We start from the raw sequence: 16,508 nt of genomic DNA, 5'->3' as shown, positions 1-16,508 counted from the left end.
GGCATTACCAAGGGTGGCAATGCCCGGTTTCCGAGGCTCGATTCTTAATTGGTTTAACTGTTCGTGCCGGTGGCGTTGAGATTGCCGAGGGCGTCGCGCCGGTTGAGTTTGATGTCGAGGCCGAGGGACTGGATTTCCTTGATCAACACGTTGAAGGACTCGGGCGTGCCGGCCTGGAGCGTGTTGTCGCCCTTGACGAGGGACTCGTAGATCTTGGTGCGGCCCTGCACGTCGTCGGACTTGACGGTGAGCAGTTCCTGCAACGTGTGCGCGGCGCCGTAGGCCTCGAGCGCCCACACTTCCATCTCGCCGAAGCGCTGGCCGCCGTATTGGGCCTTGCCGCCGAGCGGTTGCTGGGTGACGAGCGAATACGGGCCGACGGCGCGGGCGTGGATTTTGTGCGCGACGAGGTGGTTGAGCTTCATCATGTAGATGTAGCCGACCACGACCTGCTGGTCGATTTTCTCGCCGGTGCGTCCGTCATAGAGGGCGGACTTGCCGGAAGTCGGGAGGTCGGCGTCCTTCAGGTAATTGCGCACCTGCTTCTCGGGGATGCCGTCGAAGACGGGCGTGGCGACCTTCATGCCGAGCTTTTTGCAAGCCCAGCCGAGGTGGGTCTCAAGCACCTGGCCGACGTTCATGCGCGAGGGCACGCCGAGCGGGTTGAGGCAGATTTCAACCGGGGTGCCGTCGGGAAGGAAGGGCATGTCCTCCTCGGGCACGATCTTGGCGACGACGCCCTTGTTGCCGTGGCGTCCGGCCATCTTGTCGCCGACCTCGAGCTTCTGCTTGGTGGCGATGTAGACCTTGACCTGCTTGATGGCGCCGGTGCCGTTGTCCTCGCCGGCCTCGATGCTGGCGATCTTGCGCTCGCGGTCGGTTTCGAGTTCGTCGAACTTCGACTGGTAGCTGCCGATGATCTCCATGATCTTGATGCGAACCGGGGACGGGTCGATCTCGATGTATTTGGAGACGGCGGCGAGCTTGCGCAGGAGCGTCTTGGTGATCTTGCGGTTGGCCGGGATGATGATCTCGTTGGTCTGGCCGTTGACGACGTCGAGCGGGATCTTTTCGCCGAGGAGGATGTTGGAAAGCGCCTCGGTGAGCCCTTCGCGGAGCTTGTCGATCTGGGTCTTGTATTCCTCCTGGATTTGCTTGGTCTGGCGGCGGCGGTCGGAGGGCGAGAGTTTTTCCTTCTCGAAATCGACGCGGCTGGAAACCTTCACGTCCATGACGATGCCGCTCTCGCCGGAGGGGACGATGAGCGAGGTGTCCTTCACGTCGGCGGCCTTTTCACCGAAGATGGCGCGGAGGAGCTTTTCCTCGGGCGCGAGTTCGGTCTCGGACTTGGGCGTGATCTTGCCGACGAGGATGTCGCCGGGCTTTACCTCGGCGCCGACGCGGATGACGCCGTTGTGGTCGAGATTTTTAAGGGCTTCCTCGCCGATGTTCGGGATGTCGCGGGTGATTTCCTCGGGCCCGAGCTTGGTGTCGCGGGCGGTGACCTCGAACTCGTGGATGTGGAGCGAGGTGAAGATGTCCTCCTTCAGCACCTTCTCGGAGATGAGGATGGCGTCCTCGAAGTTGTAGCCGTTCCAAGGCATGAAGGCGACGAGCACGTTGCGGCCGAGCGCCATCTCGCCCTTGTCGGTCGAGGGACCGTCGGCGATGATCTGGCCGGCCTTGATCTTCTGGCCCTTCTTGACGATGGGGCGCTGGTTGAAGCAGGTGCTGGCGTTTGAGCGCATGAACTTGCGCAGCTCGTAAACGTAGATGCCGTTCTTGGCGTCGGTCTTCGGGTTGCGCTCGAAATTGCGCGGCAGCTCGCCGTCGCGGCTGATGACGATGCGCTTGGCATCGACGGAGGCGACCACGCCGGCCTCGTCGGCCACCTGCACGATCTTGGAGTCGCGGGCGACGCGCTCCTCGATGCCGGTGCCGACAAACGGGGCCTCGGTCTGGAGCAGCGGCACGCCCTGGCGTTGCATGTTCGCACCCATGAGCGCGCGGTTGGCGTCGTCGTGCTCAAGGAAGGGAATCATGCCGGCGGCGATGGAAATGACCTGCTTCGGCGAAACGTCCATGTAGTGGACGTCGGAGGCGGCGACTTCGATGAATTCGCCGTCCTGGCGGACGGTGACCTTGCCGACAAAGTTGCCCTTGTCGTCGAGTTCGGAGTTGGCCTGGGCGATGATCTTGCCCTCCTCCTGGTCGGCGGTGAGGTATTCGATCTTGTCGGTCGCGCGGCCGTCTTTCACGACGCGGTAGGGCGTCTCGATGAAGCCGAACTCGTTGACGCGGGCGTAGGTCGAGAGGGAGTTGATGAGGCCGATGTTCGGGCCTTCGGGCGTCTCGATGGGGCAGATGCGACCGTAGTGCGAGGGGTGCACGTCGCGGACCTCGAAGCCGGCGCGTTCGCGGTTCAGACCGCCGGGCCCGAGCGCGGAGAGGCGGCGCTTGTGCGTGACCTCGGCAAGCGGGTTGATCTGGTCCATGAACTGCGACAGTTGCGAGCGGGCAAAGAAGTCGCGGATGACGGTGGTGAGGGCCTTCGGGTTGATGAGTTTCTGCGGCGTGATGGAATCGACGCTCTGGTCATACATCGTCATGCGCTCGCGGACGAGGCGCTCGGTGCGGGCGAGGCCGACGCGGCACTGGTTGGCGAGGAGTTCGCCGACGGTGCGGACGCGGCGGGAGCCGAGGTGGTCGATGTCATCGACGACGCCTTCGCCGCGCTTGAGGCGGACGAGGTACTTGGTGGCGGCGACGACGTCGCCGCTCTCGAGGATGCGCTGCTCGATGGCGGCCTTGAGGCCGAGTTTCTGGTTGACCTTGTAGCGGCCGACGCGGCCGAGGTCGTAGCGCTTCGGGTCGAAGAAGAGGCGCTTGAGGAGGGCCTTGGCGTTGGCGGTGGTCGGGGGCTCGCCGGGGCGGAGGCGCTTGTAGATTTCCTTGAGCGCCTCCTCCTCGTTGCGGGTCGGGTCTTTCTTGAGGGCGCGGATGATGGCGCCTTCGTCAACGGCGGTATCGATGACGCGCAGCGAGGCGATGCCGTGTTTCTCGAAGGTGCGGACGATCTGCTTGGTGAGCGGCTCGAAGGCGCGGGCGAGGACGACGCCCTGCTGGGCGTCGATGGCATCCTCGACGAGCACGAGGGTGGAGACGTTCTCCATGTCGAGCGCCTTGGCGATCTTGAGCTCCTTGATCTCGTAGAAGAGGTTGAGGAGATCGACGTCGGAGCTGTAGCCGATGGCGCGGAGCAGGGTCGTGATGAGGAACTTGCGGCGGCGGCGGCGGCGGTCGAGGTAAACGTAGAGCAGGTCGTTGTTGTCGAACTGGGTTTCGAGCCAAGTGCCGCGGTCGGGGATGATGCGGAAGGAATGGAGCGGCTTGCCGTTCGGATGCGGCGTGACCTCGAAGGCGATGCCAGGCGAGCGGTGGAGCTGCGAGACGACGACGCGCTCGGCGCCGTTGATGATGAAGGAGCCGCGCTCGGTCACCATGGGAATCTCGCCCATGTAGATTTCCTCGTCCTTGATGAAATCCTCCTCGCGGAGGCGGAGCTTTACGTAGAGCGGAACGGAATAGGTGACACCCTCGCGGATGCACTCGATCTCGGAGTTTTTCGGGTCGCCGAGGTTGTAGGAGACGTATTCGAGCGTGAGGCGCCCGTCGTAGGATTCGATGGGGAAAACCTCGCGGAAGACCGCTTCGAGGCCCTGCGGTTTGCGTTGCTTGTCAGGCACGCCTTTTTGCAAAAAGTCCAGATAGGACGTGATCTGAATCTCGATCAGATTCGGCGGTGAGATGACTTCTTTAAGTTTACCGAAGTTAGTGCGGTCGGCCATGGATTTTCCCGGTTGAGTGAAAGTGAATAGACAGTGCCCGGCGCGGACGGCGGACGGGCGTCAGCAGACCGTTTGCAGCGGGCGAGGCGCGCTGGCGGCGGCAACTGACGGAACGGACAAAGAACGGTGCAGAGAAAAGGCAAAGGACAGGCCGTGGCAGAGCACGGCCTGTCCCGAAAAAACGAAAGGTTTTGCGTCGTTAACCAGCAAGTGGTTATTTGAGTTCGACCTTTGCGCCGGCGGCCTCGAGCTTCTTTTTGATTTCCTCGGCCTCGGCTTTGGGGGCGTTTTCCTTGACGGGCTTGGGCGCGCCTTCGACGAGGTCCTTGGCTTCCTTGAGGCCGAGACCGGTGATGGCGCGGACCTCTTTGATGACACCGATCTTGTTCGCGCCGGCATTGGCGAGAATGACGGTAAACTCGGTCTGGGCTTCAGCGGCAGGCGCGGCGGCTCCACCGCCCGCGGGCGCGGCGGCGACGGCGACGGCGGCAGAAACGCCCCACTTGGTCTCAAGCTCCTTGACGAGGCCGGCGAGTTCGATGACGGGCTGCGCGGACAGCCATTCGATGACTTGTTCTTTGGTGATGTTGCTCATGGTAATCTCCTGTCCTTGACTAGCGTCGGCAAAATTGGAGCCGTGCGTTTAAGAGACGTATCCCCTAGCGGTCGGACGGTTGATGGTTCAGACCCGCGCCGCGGACGGCGCGGAAAGTTTTGGTTGTTGGTTAAGTTTACTCCTAGCGTCAAATGGACGGAAACAATCAGGCGGCGGCGGGCGCGGCGGCCTCGCCACCCTCTTTCTTGACCTTGGCATCGAGGATGCGGACGAAGGCGGCGGCGTTGCTGGTGAGCAGGCTGAGGAACTGGGCGCGCAGCGTGTCGAACGGGGGCAGGTCGGCGATCTGCGAGAGGAAGTCGGCGGTGACGACTTTCTGCTCCATGACACCGAGCTTGATTTCAAGCTTCTTCTTGTCCTCGAAGAACTTCTTGATGACCTTGGCGACACCGGCGGGATTCTTGCCGCCGACCACGATGGCGGTCGGGCCGGCGAGTCCCTCGTCGAGATCGGGCAGGCCGAGGGCCTTGGCCGCGACCTTGAGCGAGCTGTTCTTGACCACGTGGAACTCGGCGTTCTCGGCGGCGAGGCTGGCGCGGAGTTCGGCCACGTCGGCCACGGTCACTTGCGTGTAGTTGGCGAGGATGACGTAGTCGGACTTCTTGAGGTGAGTCTCGACCTCGGCGATAAGATATTTTTTTTCGGCTCTCATTTGGGTCGGGCTCCTTAGAATTTGTTATACTCGGCGGCGGCGAGGCGGATGCCGGGGCTCATGCTCGAGGAAATGGCGATGGTCTTGATATACTGGCCCTTGAACGAGCCAGGCTTGGCCTTGCCGACGGCGGAGATGACGGTCTGCGCGTTCTCGGCGATCTGGGCGGGCGTGAAGGAGCGCTTGCCGATGCCGACGCCGATGTTGCAGGTCTTGTCCATCTTGAACTCGACGCGGCCGGCCTTGACGGCCTTGACCCCGGCGGCGATGTCGTCGGTCACGGTGCCGGCCTTCGGGTTGGGCATGAGGCCCTTCGGACCGAGGACGCGGGCGAGGGTGCGGACTTGCTTCATCGCCTCGGTGGTCGCGATGGCGACGTCGAAGTCGAGCCAGCCGTCGCTGATCTTCTTCATGAGATCGGCGAGTCCGGCGTGGTCGGCGCCGGCGGCGAGTGCGCCGTCCACATTGTCGGTGAAGACGATGACGCGGACTTTCTTGCCCGAGCCGTTCGGCAGCGGCGTGGTGCCGCGCACCATCTGGTCGCCCTGGGTGGGATCCACGCCGAGGCGGAAGGAGAGTTCGACGGTCTCGTCGAATTTCGCCTTCGGAAACTTGTTCAAGAGCTCCACGGCTTCTTGCAGCGTGTAGCTTTTGGTGAGGTCAGCGACCTGGGCGGCGCTGCGGTATCGTTTGCTTTTTTTGGCTGGCATTGAGGACTCCTTGCGGTGCGAATGTCCTTGGGAGGACTCCCGCGTCGAGTTTCGGGTTGCGGGTGAAAAATGCGGATTAATCGACGACGTCGATGCCCATGTTGCGGGCGGTGCCGGCGATGATGCGGATGCCGGCTTCCTCATCCTTGGCGTTCATGTCCTTGGCCTTGATCTTGTAGATTTCGGCGAGCTGCTTGCGCGTGACCTTGCCGACTTTCTCCTGGTTGGGCTTGCCGGAGCCGCTGGCGATGTTGGCGGCCTTCTTGAGGAGGACGGCGGCGGGCGGCGACTTGAGGATGAAGGTGAAGCTCTTGTCAGAGAAGACCGTGATGACGACCGGCAGGATCATGCCGTTCTGGTCCTTGGTGCGGGCGTTGAACTCCTTGCAGAACGCCATGATGTTGACGCCTTGCGCGCCGAGCGCGGGGCCGACGGGGGGCGCGGGATTGGCGGCGCCGGCGGGCAATTGGAGGCGGATGTATCCTTGAATTTTCTTGGCCATGAGTGGAATGCGGTTGGCGGGTGTCTAGATGACGTTGATTGGTGGTTGGTTGAACGTCGGCGGTTGCAAAGAGGCTGCGCTGGTTATTCGGTCGCGCGTTGCACCTGCCAGTATTCGAGCTCGACCGGGGTGAACCGGCCGAAAATGGAGACGGAGATTTTGAGCTTGCCGCGCTCGGGGTCGATTTCGTCGATGCGCCCGGTGAGATTGGCAAAGGCCCCGTCGGTGACTTTGACCTCCTCGCCGACTTCGTAGGAGACTTTCGGCACTTCCTTGCCGGAGGCGGCCTCGACGCGGGATTTGATTTCGTCGATCTCGGCCTGCCGGAGCGCGGCGGGATTGTCGCCGCCGACGAAACCGATGACGCCCGCGACTTCCTTCACAAAATACCACGGGCGGTTGATGACCTTGTGATTTTCATCGTAGAGGCGCATCTGGATGAAAACGTAGCCGGGATAGAGTTTGCGGGTCTTGGTGGTTTTCTTGCCGCCTTTTACCTCCGAGACGACCTCGGTGGGCAGGAGCACCTCGAAGATATGCTCCTCGAGCTCCTCCTGCTTCTTGAACTTGTCGATGTAGAGTTTCACCTTGTTCTCCTGACCGGAGAGCGTGTGCAGCGCGAACCATTGGGCGCCGGGAGGTGTGGAAACTTGGGAGGACATTAGGGGCGATGAATTACGGTCAGCCTTTGACAAAGCCGGTGAAGAGGTCGACGACTTGGTAGAGGGAAAAGTCGGTGATGCTTGTGAAGAGGCCGAGGAGGAGCGCCGCCACGATGACGACGACGGTGGAATCGCGCAGCTCCGACTTGGTCGGCCACGTGGCTTTCTTCAACTCCTCGAACATTTCGATGGCGAAGATGCGGATGCTGCGGAACGGATTTTTCATGGAAAAAAGTGGCAGGCGCGGAGGGACTCGAACCCCCAACCGACGGTTTTGGAGACCGCTACTCTACCAATTGAGCTACACGCCTGTGTGATTTTTGTTTTTAGACGAGACAGCCGAGACCCCGAAAAGGAGCCTCGGCGGTCCGCCAATTATTTGATGACGAGATTATTGAACAATCTCGGTGATACGACCGGCGCCGATGGTGCGGCCGCCCTCACGGATGGCGAAGCGCTGGGTCTTCTCCATGGCGATGGGGGCGATGAGATCGACATCGACGGCGATATTGTCACCGGGCATGATCATCTCCACGCCTTGGGGAAGGGTGATGACGCCGGTCACGTCGGTCGTGCGGAAGTAGAACTGGGGACGATAGCCGTTGAAGAACGGGGTGTGGCGTCCGCCTTCTTCCTTGGACAAGCAGTAGATCTCGGCCTTGGCCTTCTTGTGCGGGGTGATGGACTTCGGGGCGGCGATCACCTGGCCGCGCTCGATGCCGTCCTTGTCCACGCCGCGGAGGAGCAGGCCGACATTGTCGCCGGCCTGGCCGCTGTCGAGGAGCTTGCGGAACATTTCGATACCGGTCACGACGGTGGTGGAGGTGTCCTTGAGGCCGACGATCTCGACGGTGTCGTTGAGCTTGACCACACCGCGCTCGATACGGCCGGTGGCGACGGTGCCGCGGCCGGTGATGGAGAACACGTCCTCGACGGACATCAGGAAGGGCTTGTCGTTCTCGCGAACGGGCTCGGGGATGTCGTTGTCGATGGCGGCCATGAGGTCGGCGATGGCCTTCTCTCCCTCGGGCTTGCCCTCGAGGGCGGCGGTGGCGGAGCCACGGACGATGGTGGTGTCGTCGCCGGGGAATTGATACTTGGTGAGGAGCTCGCGGATTTCCATCTCGACGAGGTCGAGGAGCTCGGCGTCGTCGATGAGGTCAACCTTGTTGAGGAACACCACGATCTTCGGCACGCCAACCTGGCGGGCGAGGAGGATGTGCTCGCGGGTCTGGGGCATCGGGCCGTCGGCGGCGGAGACGACGAGGATCGCACCGTCCATCTGGGCGGCGCCGGTGATCATGTTCTTGACGAAGTCGGCGTGGCCGGGGCAGTCGACGTGCGCATAGTGGCGCTTCTCGGTCTCGTATTCGACGTGGGCCACCGAGATGGTGACGATCTTGGATGCGTCACGCACAGTGCCGCCCTTGGCGATGTCGGCGTAGGTCTTCACCTCCGCGAGGCCTTTGCGAGCTTGAACCGCGAGAATCGAGGTCGTCAGCGTGGTTTTTCCGTGGTCGACGTGGCCGATGGTGCCGACGTTGACGTGCGGTTTCGTGCGTTCGAATGTGCCTTTAGCCATAAGATATAAGGTGTTGGGTGTTTGATGTTTTTTGACCCTCTTTAACGTCGGAGTGTCAACGACGGCATTTTGACCTGGAGCCCAGAACCGGACTCGAACCGGCGACCTCGTCCTTACCAAGGACGTGCTCTACCAACTGAGCTATCTGGGCGAACCTAGGAAATGGGTCAAAAAACGAGAAAAAGAGCGGAGAACGTGAAGACCGCATTCACTACCGTCAACTGCAAAGTTGGCGGTTTTCGCAGAATTCTACGGACCAACGCGAAACACATAAAAGCCGGCCTGAAGCCGCTGTCCTAAATGCAGTTTGCGAGTCAACATCTCCCGCACGATCTTGTCAACCCTGTCGGAGCCCGATCCCTGCACAATCAGCGGCGCCCCGGTGAAGCCGGCGCTGTCCAGCGAGGCGAGCAATTCCATGGGACGCCAGCTCTCGGAACGCAGCACGCCGAAATCCGCCCCGGTGGACGGCTCTTCGGCATTGAACGGCACCGCGAGCACTTTTTCGCCGCTGGCGGCCTTGAGCACCTCGACAAACGCCAGCCGCCCGGCCAGCGGCGGCAGTTCGCGCTCAAAGCGCCCCAGCGGCACGTAGGGATTGGCGGTGCGCCCTATTTCCAGCGCGGCCGCCGGCGCGGACGGAGGCACCAGCGGGTCGGGGAAGGCAACCGCGAACACCGAATCCGAAAAAACCAGACGCGGCGGAAACGGACGAAACACCTCCCCGGGCTCGCGGCGCACGGCCATGCCGATGGCGGCATGACTGGCGTTGCGCGCCGTGGGCAGGAACAACGGCGTCGGGTCAAACAACACCGCCTGCTCCTCCAGCGCCGTGCCGAGCGCCCGGTCGCCGTCGATGCGCGACATGCCGAGCAGTCCGTCCGCCGCGGATGCCCCGCCCGCGGGCCCCGTCCCGCCGCCTCCCGCCTGCGCCGTCCCACCGATCCTGACCGCGCGCGAAAGCGCGAACATGACCGCCCCGAGCGCGACCAGCGCGAGCAGCGTGAACATCCCGAGTTTCCGGTTTTCCGTCGAAAGCATGGGCTCACTCCCCCGCCCCGCCGGACGGCGTCGCCAGCCGTCCGGACTCGATGGCAAGCGACACCTGCGCGAAACCCTCCCGCCGCGCCGCGTCGGTCACCTGGGTGACCAGATCGAGCGGCACACCGCCGTCCGCGCGGATGAGCAGCGCGGAGGCGGGATTGCGCGCGATTTTGTCCGCAAACCACACGCGAAGCTGCTCCTGGCTGACAACGAGCCCGCTGTCGGTGAAAATCTGGCCGTTGGTCTTGATGCTGACGACCTCCGACGCCGCCACCAGCGACGCGCCTGACGCGCCGCCGGGCGGCAGCCGCAGCGATTCGCCGTCGGTCATCAACGCCGGCGAGAGCACAAACCGGGAGCCGAACAGGATGAAGAAAAACGCAATCAACACGACGTTGATCATGTGGAGCCAGTCGGTGCGCCGCGGAGGCGGGCGCAATTGCGAGGCGAGGTCGAGTGGTCGCGTGATCATGCGGATCCCCCTGTCAGTTTTCCGGGCCGCCCGGTTTTCCGGCGGCGTCCCCCCGCTCCTCCCCGCCCGCCTCGTATTCAGAAATCAGATACTCCATGATCTCGTTGGCCGACCACTCCACGTCGCGCACGATCGAGCGCACGCGGCCGCTCAGGAAATGATGCGCCAGGTGCGCGGGAATCCCGACGAGCAGGCCGCCGGCCGTGGCGACCAGCGCCTGCCAGAGGCCGCCGGCGAGCGCGTTGGCCGTCGCATACTGGCCGCCCTGCATGAACGCGTGAAACGTGGTGATCATCCCGAGCAGCGTGCCCAGCAGGCCGACCAGCGGGGCGATCTGCGCGATGGCCGCGATCGCGCCGAGCCGCCGTTCCAGCGCGGGCATCTCGACGATGGCCGCGTCCTGCACCGCGTGGCGCATTTTTTCCGCGCCCTCCCGGGTGTGCAGGAGCGCCGCCTTCACCACCGCGGCGACCGGGCCGGGCGTCTCCTCGCAAATCGTCAGGGCCTCGACCAGCCGGCGTTTTTGCAGCGTGTTTTTTATGCCCTCGATGAAGGCCTTGGCCCGGATTTGCCCCCGGTGCAGATACAGCGTCCGCTCGACGAGGAGCACGACCATGATCGCGGCCATGAGCAGGATGACGACCATCATCGGGCCGCCCTTGGAAAGAAGACTGAAATCGAAGCCGGACATGCGGGTTTGCGTTTGTTTCCTTAGACCGGTTTGGCGCGCCGGCGTAAATGCTTAAAATTTAGGCGCATCAATGGCATGGCGTCGTTTCTCACGGCCTCGCCGCCCCGGCGCGGTTGATGCGCTCCCGCGCGAGGGTCGCGTAGGGCAGCTCCTTGCGCAGGACCAGTTCATACATCCCGCGCGCCTGGTCAAACTTGGCCTGCTGCTCCAGCAACTCGCCGAGCTTGATGAGCGTGCGCGACATCCAGTAGCGCCCGTTCGCGCCGAGCGCGCCCGCGCCGGCATCATCGAGCAGAAAGCTGTTGATCATGGGCCACCAGACCGTCTCCACGCGCTGAAGTTCGGCGCGGCTGACGAGGTTCAGCCCGAATTTGTAGCCCGCCTCTACGCGCAAGTCCGCCGGCGCGGACTGCTGGTCGAGCAGCCGTTCATAAATCGCCGCCGCGCTCTCCGCCTTCGACGCGTCGGTGGCAGCCTGGGCCGCGTAACAATCCGCCAGCGCCAGCTCCGCCGTGAGCCCGTCGGCAAAGCCCGGATACCGGTGGGTGTTGACCAGGTCCTCGTAGAGCGTCTGCGCCGCGCCGTACTGGTTCATCAATCGCAACAGGTTTCCCTGCCGCAACCGCGCATAATAAACCAGTTCGCTCTTCGGAAACTTCTCCACCAGGTTTTCGAGATTGTCGTAGGCTTCCTTGTAATATTGCTCCTGCCCGCGCCGCTCCGCGTAGAGCGCCGCCTGGTAGAGCGCGTAGGGCGCGTAGGGGCTGTCCTTGAAGTTGTCCGCCAGCGCGCGCAGGGCGTTTTGCGCGCCCACGATGTCGCCGCGCGCCGCCGCGATGTCCGCCTCGATGAGGTGCGAATAGACCGCCGCGTCGGACCGCGGAAAATCGACGCGCAGTTTTTTCAGCAACGCCTGCGCCGCCTCCGTGCGCCGCGCGTCGTCCAGCGCAAAACCCGCCTGCACCTCCAGCAGCATCGTCGTGCTGGCGATCTCCGCGCGCAACGGCTCCGGCACCTCGTCCAGCGCGCCGCGCAACGCCGACGCCAGTTCCAGCGCCCGCGCGTGATCGCCCGTCTCGAAGGCCAGCCGCGCGCGCAGCCACGCCAGCCGCGCGCGCAGGTCCGCCGGCGAATCCCCGGCAAATTCCGCGATCAAACCGTCCTCCTCGTCCGTCCCGCCGGGCGGCTTCTCCTCCAGCAGTCGGTTCACCCGCGCGTAGGCCCGCGCCACTTCGCCCGCGGCCTGCAACGCCCGCGCCAGATTCCACTCCGACCGCCAGCGATTGGCCTCGTCGAACCGTTCGTCGCGCGCCTGCGCGTCCAGTAGTTGCTCCGCCTCGGCCAGCCGTCCGCCGGCCAGGATCTCCGCCTGCACCCGTTGAAACATCAGCGCCCCCGCCGGCACCCCCGCCGGCACCGCGCCCAGCGCCGCGCCGTAGGCATCGGCGGCGCTGCGATAATCCCGCGCGCGGAAATACGCCTCGGCCACCAGCACGCCGAGCTGCGCGCGGGCGGGTCCGCCCGGCATTTCGGCCAGCGCGGCGGCGGCCTGGCTCGCGGCGTTGCGAAAACGCCCTTGCTCCCACGCCGAGGCCGTCAGCAAACCCAGCGCGGGCACGCGGGCGGCCGAGCCGGGGAAATTGGCCAGCACGCGGCCCGCGTCGTTCTCCGCATCGACAAAACGCCTGTCCGCCAGCGCGAGCTGCGCCCGGAAAAGCAGCAGCTCACCCATGATCGGATGCCGCGCCGGAGCGTCTATCAACTGGCCGAGGAATTTTGCCAGATCCTCGCGCCGCGCCGGCGTGTCCGCCGCGCCCGCCAGCATCCGCAGCGCCACCCGCTGCTTGTCCTGGTCCGCCGAGCCCGACAGCAACGCGCGCAACGCCGTCCGCCCCTCGCCGCTTCCCGGTCCGGCGATCAGCCCGAGCAGCAGCCGCCATTCGTCGCCCACCTGACGCTCCTCGCGCGGCAGCATGGCGAGCTGCCCCTGCAAAAGCTCCACCGCCGCGTCGCGCCGTCCCGCCGCGTTGAGCGCGATGGCGAGCTGGCTCGCGGCCACATGGCCGGACGGGCGTCCAAGGTTGCGGTCGAGCGTCTGGCGCAGACTCGCGAGCATCCGCTCGTCCACCCCGCCCGTGAACAACTTCGCCCGCTCCCGCGCCAGCACAAACCACGAACGCTGCAATGGCGTCACCGACGCCTCCTCGGCCTGCTGGTAAAACGCGCCCGCCTGGCTGAAATCCCGCGCCGCCTCCGCCAGCAATCCGCGCAGGAAAAACAACCACGGGCGGTCCGCCTCCGGCAATCCCTCCGGCGCGATCACCTCCGACGCGGCCCTCGCGCTGTCGAACTGCCGCGCGCGCGCCTCGACCAACGCCCTGCGCAAAAGATACTCCGGCGTCGGCTCCCCGGAAAATCCCTCCAGCACGCGGCCCGCCTCCTCGCCGCGGTCCTCCTCCAGCAACGCCGTCGCCAGCGCCAGCCGCACGCGGTTGCCCGCGGGCGCGTTCCCTGCGACGCGTTTGTCCTGAAGCAATTCCTGATACAAGGCCGCCGCGATCGAGGGCAGCCCCAGTTCCAGCGCCCGCCGCGCGTCCAGCTCCCGCGCCAGCAGCTCATCCGCCGGCAACTCCGGGGCCGCGCCCGCCAATGGCACATCGCCGGGCGCGGCTGCCGGCTCCCTCGTCAGCGGCGTCGCAGCCGCCGGCGGCACGTTGTCCGTTTGCGCGGAAACCACGCCCATGCCGCCGCCCGCCGCCGCGCCCCAAAGCGCGACCGCGAGCGCCAGATAACGCAACCATGTATGCAAATGCGAAAGCATAAAACCCCCGGACATTGCGCGCGCGCGACTCCCGACGCAAGCCGCGGCAATCACGAAGCCGGAAATCGGATGCCATGCCATTTCCCAATTAAAATTACCCTTTTGCTGGAGGGCCGAGCTCCTGCGAGGCCGTCGCGGTTATACGCGACGTTTTTCCGCGACGGCCTCGCAGGAGCTCGGCCCTCCAGAAGAATGAATTTCGTTCGGAAGTGGTCCGAACATCTCAATTGACTTTTTATTTAGATAGCCGCGTAATCGTGAAATCCCTTGAATGACATGACTTCGCAATCTTTTCTCCCGCTCATCGCACCCCGCCGCGCCCTTGTCATCATGGCCGGCTTGTCCGCGCTTCTCTCACTCAATCACACGCGGGCGGACGAGACTCCGGCGCCCATATCATCCGGCGGCGACTATATTCTCGTGGGCGGCGAATTGCAGGCGCGGGTGTCCGGGGAAATCACGGACGGCAGCTCCGGTGCGACGCCCGCATTGGCTGGCGATGTCACGCCCGCCTCCGCCGAAAGCGAAGACGCGATTCGCATCAGCATCTCCGCGCCCGAGGCCCTCGCCCTTGCGCCCGACGGCGGCCTCTACGTCGGCGCCGGCTCCGTCATCTGGCGTGTCCGGCCCGACAACACGGCCTATCCGCTCATCGGCACGGCCTCGGTCTTCGTTGGTGGCACCGATATCCTTGGCAGCAACGGCACTCTCACTCTTAGCGGCGGTTTCACTCGGATCGACAGCGGGAGCATCACCTACGGCACCGTCATCACCGGCACCCTCCTCGGTGCCACTGTCATCACCAGCACCTACTTTACCGGCGTCAACGGTGGCGGCCTCGTTCTCTCCTCCGGCACCAACTACACCGTGTGGAGCGGCAGCAGCTATTACGGCGGCATCACTCTCACTGGCAACTCCATCATCGGCGGTGCCACCCTCACCTGTTTCACCGGCACCAACTGGCTCCGACCGCTCGGAGCCCCCTCCGTCGGAGAATTTGACACCGAGGCCGGCGACCCCGACACTGGCGTCAGCGGCACCACGATTCACACCGACTTCGGTCCATTCCAAAACATCTCCGCGCTCGCCTACCGCTCCGGCACGCTCTACGCCGCCGATGCCGGGCGCGACGCCATCTACGCTGTCCACGCCCCGTCTGTCGCCACCGGCGCCACCGACCCCGCCGGCTTCAACGGCGCGCCCGTGTGGAGCCACATCGCCGGGCTCCCCGGCACAGCCGGTTTCGCCGATGGCACCGGCACAGCCGCCCTCTTTGACTCCCCCGTCGGACTCGCGCCCGCGACCGACGGCACGCTCTATGTCGCCGACCTTCTCAACAGCGCGATCCGTACTGTCACCCCCGGCGGCACCGTCGCCACGCTCGTCACCACCGCGAGCCTCGCCGCCCCCGCCGGCCTCGACATCTCCGCCGATGGCGGCACCCTTTACGTCGCCGACGCCGGCGCCGATGTCATCCAATCCATCTCTCCCTTCGGCACCCTGTTGCCCCTGTCTTATTTTACCGATGCCGGCTCCATCTATTTTTTCGGTGCCCGAACCTCCGTCGTCAGCGTGGTCCCCGCCGGCAGTAGCGGTGAGCCCGGCCTTCGCCTCGGCGAAGTCACCACCATCGCCGGCGTGAGCGGCTCCACCGGCTGCACCGAAGGCGCTGCCGCCGGCACGCTCCTGCATCTTCCCCGGGCCGTCGCCCGCGCCGATTCCGGCAATCTCTACGTCGCCGACTCCGCCAATCACCGCATCCTCGAAATCACCCCCGCCGGTGTCACGCGCACCCTCGCCGGCAGTCCCGACGGCGAACCCGGTTTCCTCGACGCCGCCGGCACCGCCGCCCGTTTCCATTCTCCGAGCGCCATCGTCCTCGACGCCACCGGCACCCTCCACGTCGCCGACCATGGCAACAACGCCATCCGCCGCATCTCAACCGCCAGCGACGCCGTCACCACCGTGCAACTCACCCTCGCCAAAGCCACCGGCACTCGCGCCGCCAACGAAAACACCAATTTCCCCGCCAACAACACCGGCAATGGCGGCGGCGCGCCTGCGCTGCCAAGTCTCGCATTGCTGGCCGCGCTTCTCGCGCTGCGGACGCGGAAGAAATAATACCGATTCCCCATCCCCGAAGGGGTTGGCATCACGCGTGACTGCAAGCATGGAACACACCGGCGCTGATTGCACCAGTCCGGAACCCATCCGGCAAAACCGCGCCGGGATGCTTGACGACTCTGCTATCGTGCCCTGACGCAGCTTATGCAACGACGCGCCGCACCAGCCACCGCCAAACGACGCCCCGGCCTCCTCCCGGCCTCGGGCGCGGCGCTGCTTGCCGCGCTGGTGGTGCTGCTTTCGCTCGCGGGCGGTTCGCCGCTCTTTCACGCCTGGCTGCACTCGCCGGCGGCGGAATGCCCCGCCCATGCGTCCGGAGACTCCGGTCACGCGCATGACGCGCCCGCGCCCGGCGCGCCGGACAACGATCATGCGTGCGCCATCACCCTTTTTGCCCAAGGCGTCCATCTGACGGCCCCGCTTGCCGCCCCGACGCCCATAGCGGTTGCCCTTCGGGAAACGACGCCCGCCGCGCCACGCGAAACCCGCCTGGCGACCCCGCCCCATCTGCGCCCGCACACGCACGCGCCTCCGGTTTAAGCTGAGAGCCTGGGTAACCCCTGAAAAACGCAGCCCGCCATGAAGCGCCGCGTTTTTTGGAGTGCGGTGGCTGAGGCCCGAAGGGCCGGCGGCACCGCTTTTTGCGGACGAAAACGCCGCCGCTGACCAAAGTGGCGTCGCCGGGCTTCGCCCTCCGCCGTCGCACTCCAAAATAAACCGCCTTTTTCAGAGGCTCCCAAAAAACGCCCGCCGCGTCCGGGCGCCGTCATGCCCGCGCGCCGAT

14 protein-coding genes and 2 tRNA genes are annotated in these 16,508 nt (G+C 64.9%); 2 read left to right on the top strand and 14 right to left on the bottom strand.

Features of this window, described 5'->3' with window-relative positions:
• Positions 1–53 precede the first annotated feature (53 nt).
• The 14 genes from rpoB to OH491_RS20240 form a co-directional block, all read right to left on the bottom strand.
• Positions 54–3,848 carry a DNA-directed RNA polymerase subunit beta gene (rpoB, locus tag OH491_RS20305; RefSeq protein ID WP_068769882.1) on the bottom strand — a complete coding sequence of 1,265 codons (3,795 nt, stop codon included), beginning with the start codon at positions 3,846–3,848 and terminating at the stop codon, positions 54–56.
• Positions 3,849–4,062: 214 nt separating this feature from the next.
• On the bottom strand, positions 4,063–4,443 hold the full coding sequence (gene rplL / locus OH491_RS20300) for a 50S ribosomal protein L7/L12 (RefSeq protein WP_068769883.1): 381 nt from the start codon (positions 4,441–4,443) through the stop codon (positions 4,063–4,065).
• A gap of 166 nt (positions 4,444–4,609) precedes the next feature.
• A complete protein-coding gene (rplJ, locus tag OH491_RS20295; protein WP_068769884.1) occupies positions 4,610–5,116 on the bottom strand; it encodes a 50S ribosomal protein L10 in 507 nt (168 codons plus the stop codon).
• Between the two features lie 14 nt (positions 5,117–5,130).
• Entirely contained in the window at positions 5,131–5,826 is a 696-nt protein-coding gene (rplA, locus tag OH491_RS20290) for a 50S ribosomal protein L1 (RefSeq protein ID WP_068769885.1), read from the bottom strand.
• A 76-nt stretch (positions 5,827–5,902) separates the two neighbouring features.
• Complete coding sequence (gene rplK, locus OH491_RS20285) at positions 5,903–6,328, bottom strand: 50S ribosomal protein L11 (protein WP_068769886.1); 426 nt, start codon at positions 6,326–6,328, stop codon at positions 5,903–5,905.
• A gap of 83 nt (positions 6,329–6,411) precedes the next feature.
• The gene (gene nusG, locus OH491_RS20280) at positions 6,412–6,990 is read right to left on the bottom strand and encodes a transcription termination/antitermination protein NusG (protein WP_068769887.1); all 579 of its coding nucleotides are present in this window, start codon (positions 6,988–6,990) and stop codon (positions 6,412–6,414) included.
• 19 nt (positions 6,991–7,009) lie between these two features.
• On the bottom strand, positions 7,010–7,216 hold the full coding sequence (gene secE / locus OH491_RS20275) for a preprotein translocase subunit SecE (protein ID WP_068769888.1): 207 nt from the start codon (positions 7,214–7,216) through the stop codon (positions 7,010–7,012).
• 9 nt (positions 7,217–7,225) lie between these two features.
• Positions 7,226–7,301, bottom strand: a tRNA-Trp gene (locus OH491_RS20270).
• An 80-nt stretch (positions 7,302–7,381) separates the two neighbouring features.
• Entirely contained in the window at positions 7,382–8,572 is a 1,191-nt protein-coding gene (gene tuf, locus OH491_RS20265) for an elongation factor Tu (protein ID WP_068769889.1), read from the bottom strand.
• Positions 8,573–8,647: 75 nt separating this feature from the next.
• Positions 8,648–8,723, bottom strand: a tRNA-Thr gene (locus OH491_RS20260).
• A 98-nt stretch (positions 8,724–8,821) separates the two neighbouring features.
• On the bottom strand, positions 8,822–9,613 hold the full coding sequence (locus OH491_RS20255; protein WP_342750661.1) for a hypothetical protein: 792 nt from the start codon (positions 9,611–9,613) through the stop codon (positions 8,822–8,824).
• Positions 9,614–9,617: 4 nt separating this feature from the next.
• The gene (locus OH491_RS20250; RefSeq protein ID WP_068769891.1) at positions 9,618–10,088 is read right to left on the bottom strand and encodes an ExbD/TolR family protein; all 471 of its coding nucleotides are present in this window, start codon (positions 10,086–10,088) and stop codon (positions 9,618–9,620) included.
• 13 nt (positions 10,089–10,101) lie between these two features.
• On the bottom strand, positions 10,102–10,779 hold the full coding sequence (locus OH491_RS20245; RefSeq protein WP_068769892.1) for a MotA/TolQ/ExbB proton channel family protein: 678 nt from the start codon (positions 10,777–10,779) through the stop codon (positions 10,102–10,104).
• Between the two features lie 88 nt (positions 10,780–10,867).
• Entirely contained in the window at positions 10,868–13,588 is a 2,721-nt protein-coding gene (locus tag OH491_RS20240; RefSeq protein ID WP_145928711.1) for a hypothetical protein, read from the bottom strand.
• Positions 13,589–13,876: 288 nt separating this feature from the next.
• On the opposite strand from OH491_RS20240, the gene OH491_RS20235 reads away from it, so the two are divergent.
• Positions 13,877–15,721, top strand: a complete 1,845-nt coding sequence (locus tag OH491_RS20235; protein WP_342750660.1) for a hypothetical protein — start codon at positions 13,877–13,879, stop codon at positions 15,719–15,721.
• 147 nt (positions 15,722–15,868) lie between these two features.
• The gene (locus OH491_RS20230; protein ID WP_068769895.1) at positions 15,869–16,264 is read left to right on the top strand and encodes a hypothetical protein; all 396 of its coding nucleotides are present in this window, start codon (positions 15,869–15,871) and stop codon (positions 16,262–16,264) included.
• Positions 16,265–16,508: the final 244 nt, after the last annotated feature.

This window comes from Termitidicoccus mucosus, assembly GCF_038725785.1.
Taxonomy (GTDB): domain Bacteria; phylum Verrucomicrobiota; class Verrucomicrobiia; order Opitutales; family Opitutaceae; genus Termitidicoccus; species Termitidicoccus mucosus.
Note: the sequence above shows the minus strand (reverse complement) of the source record. Positions and strands in the feature narration are given on the sequence as shown.

Coding starts and splice junctions, on each gene's coding strand:
- rpoB (WP_068769882.1), bottom strand. CDS start 3,848: ATGGCCGACCGCACTAACTTCGGTAAACTTAAAGAAGTCATCTCACCG.
- rplL (WP_068769883.1), bottom strand. CDS start 4,443: ATGAGCAACATCACCAAAGAACAAGTCATCGAATGGCTGTCCGCGCAG.
- rplJ (WP_068769884.1), bottom strand. CDS start 5,116: ATGAGAGCCGAAAAAAAATATCTTATCGCCGAGGTCGAGACTCACCTC.
- rplA (WP_068769885.1), bottom strand. CDS start 5,826: ATGCCAGCCAAAAAAAGCAAACGATACCGCAGCGCCGCCCAGGTCGCT.
- rplK (WP_068769886.1), bottom strand. CDS start 6,328: ATGGCCAAGAAAATTCAAGGATACATCCGCCTCCAATTGCCCGCCGGC.
- nusG (WP_068769887.1), bottom strand. CDS start 6,990: ATGTCCTCCCAAGTTTCCACACCTCCCGGCGCCCAATGGTTCGCGCTG.
- secE (WP_068769888.1), bottom strand. CDS start 7,216: ATGAAAAATCCGTTCCGCAGCATCCGCATCTTCGCCATCGAAATGTTC.
- tuf (WP_068769889.1), bottom strand. CDS start 8,572: ATGGCTAAAGGCACATTCGAACGCACGAAACCGCACGTCAACGTCGGC.
- OH491_RS20255 (WP_342750661.1), bottom strand. CDS start 9,613: ATGCTTTCGACGGAAAACCGGAAACTCGGGATGTTCACGCTGCTCGCG.
- OH491_RS20250 (WP_068769891.1), bottom strand. CDS start 10,088: ATGATCACGCGACCACTCGACCTCGCCTCGCAATTGCGCCCGCCTCCG.
- OH491_RS20245 (WP_068769892.1), bottom strand. CDS start 10,779: ATGTCCGGCTTCGATTTCAGTCTTCTTTCCAAGGGCGGCCCGATGATG.
- OH491_RS20235 (WP_342750660.1), top strand. CDS start 13,877: ATGACTTCGCAATCTTTTCTCCCGCTCATCGCACCCCGCCGCGCCCTT.
- OH491_RS20230 (WP_068769895.1), top strand. CDS start 15,869: ATGCAACGACGCGCCGCACCAGCCACCGCCAAACGACGCCCCGGCCTC.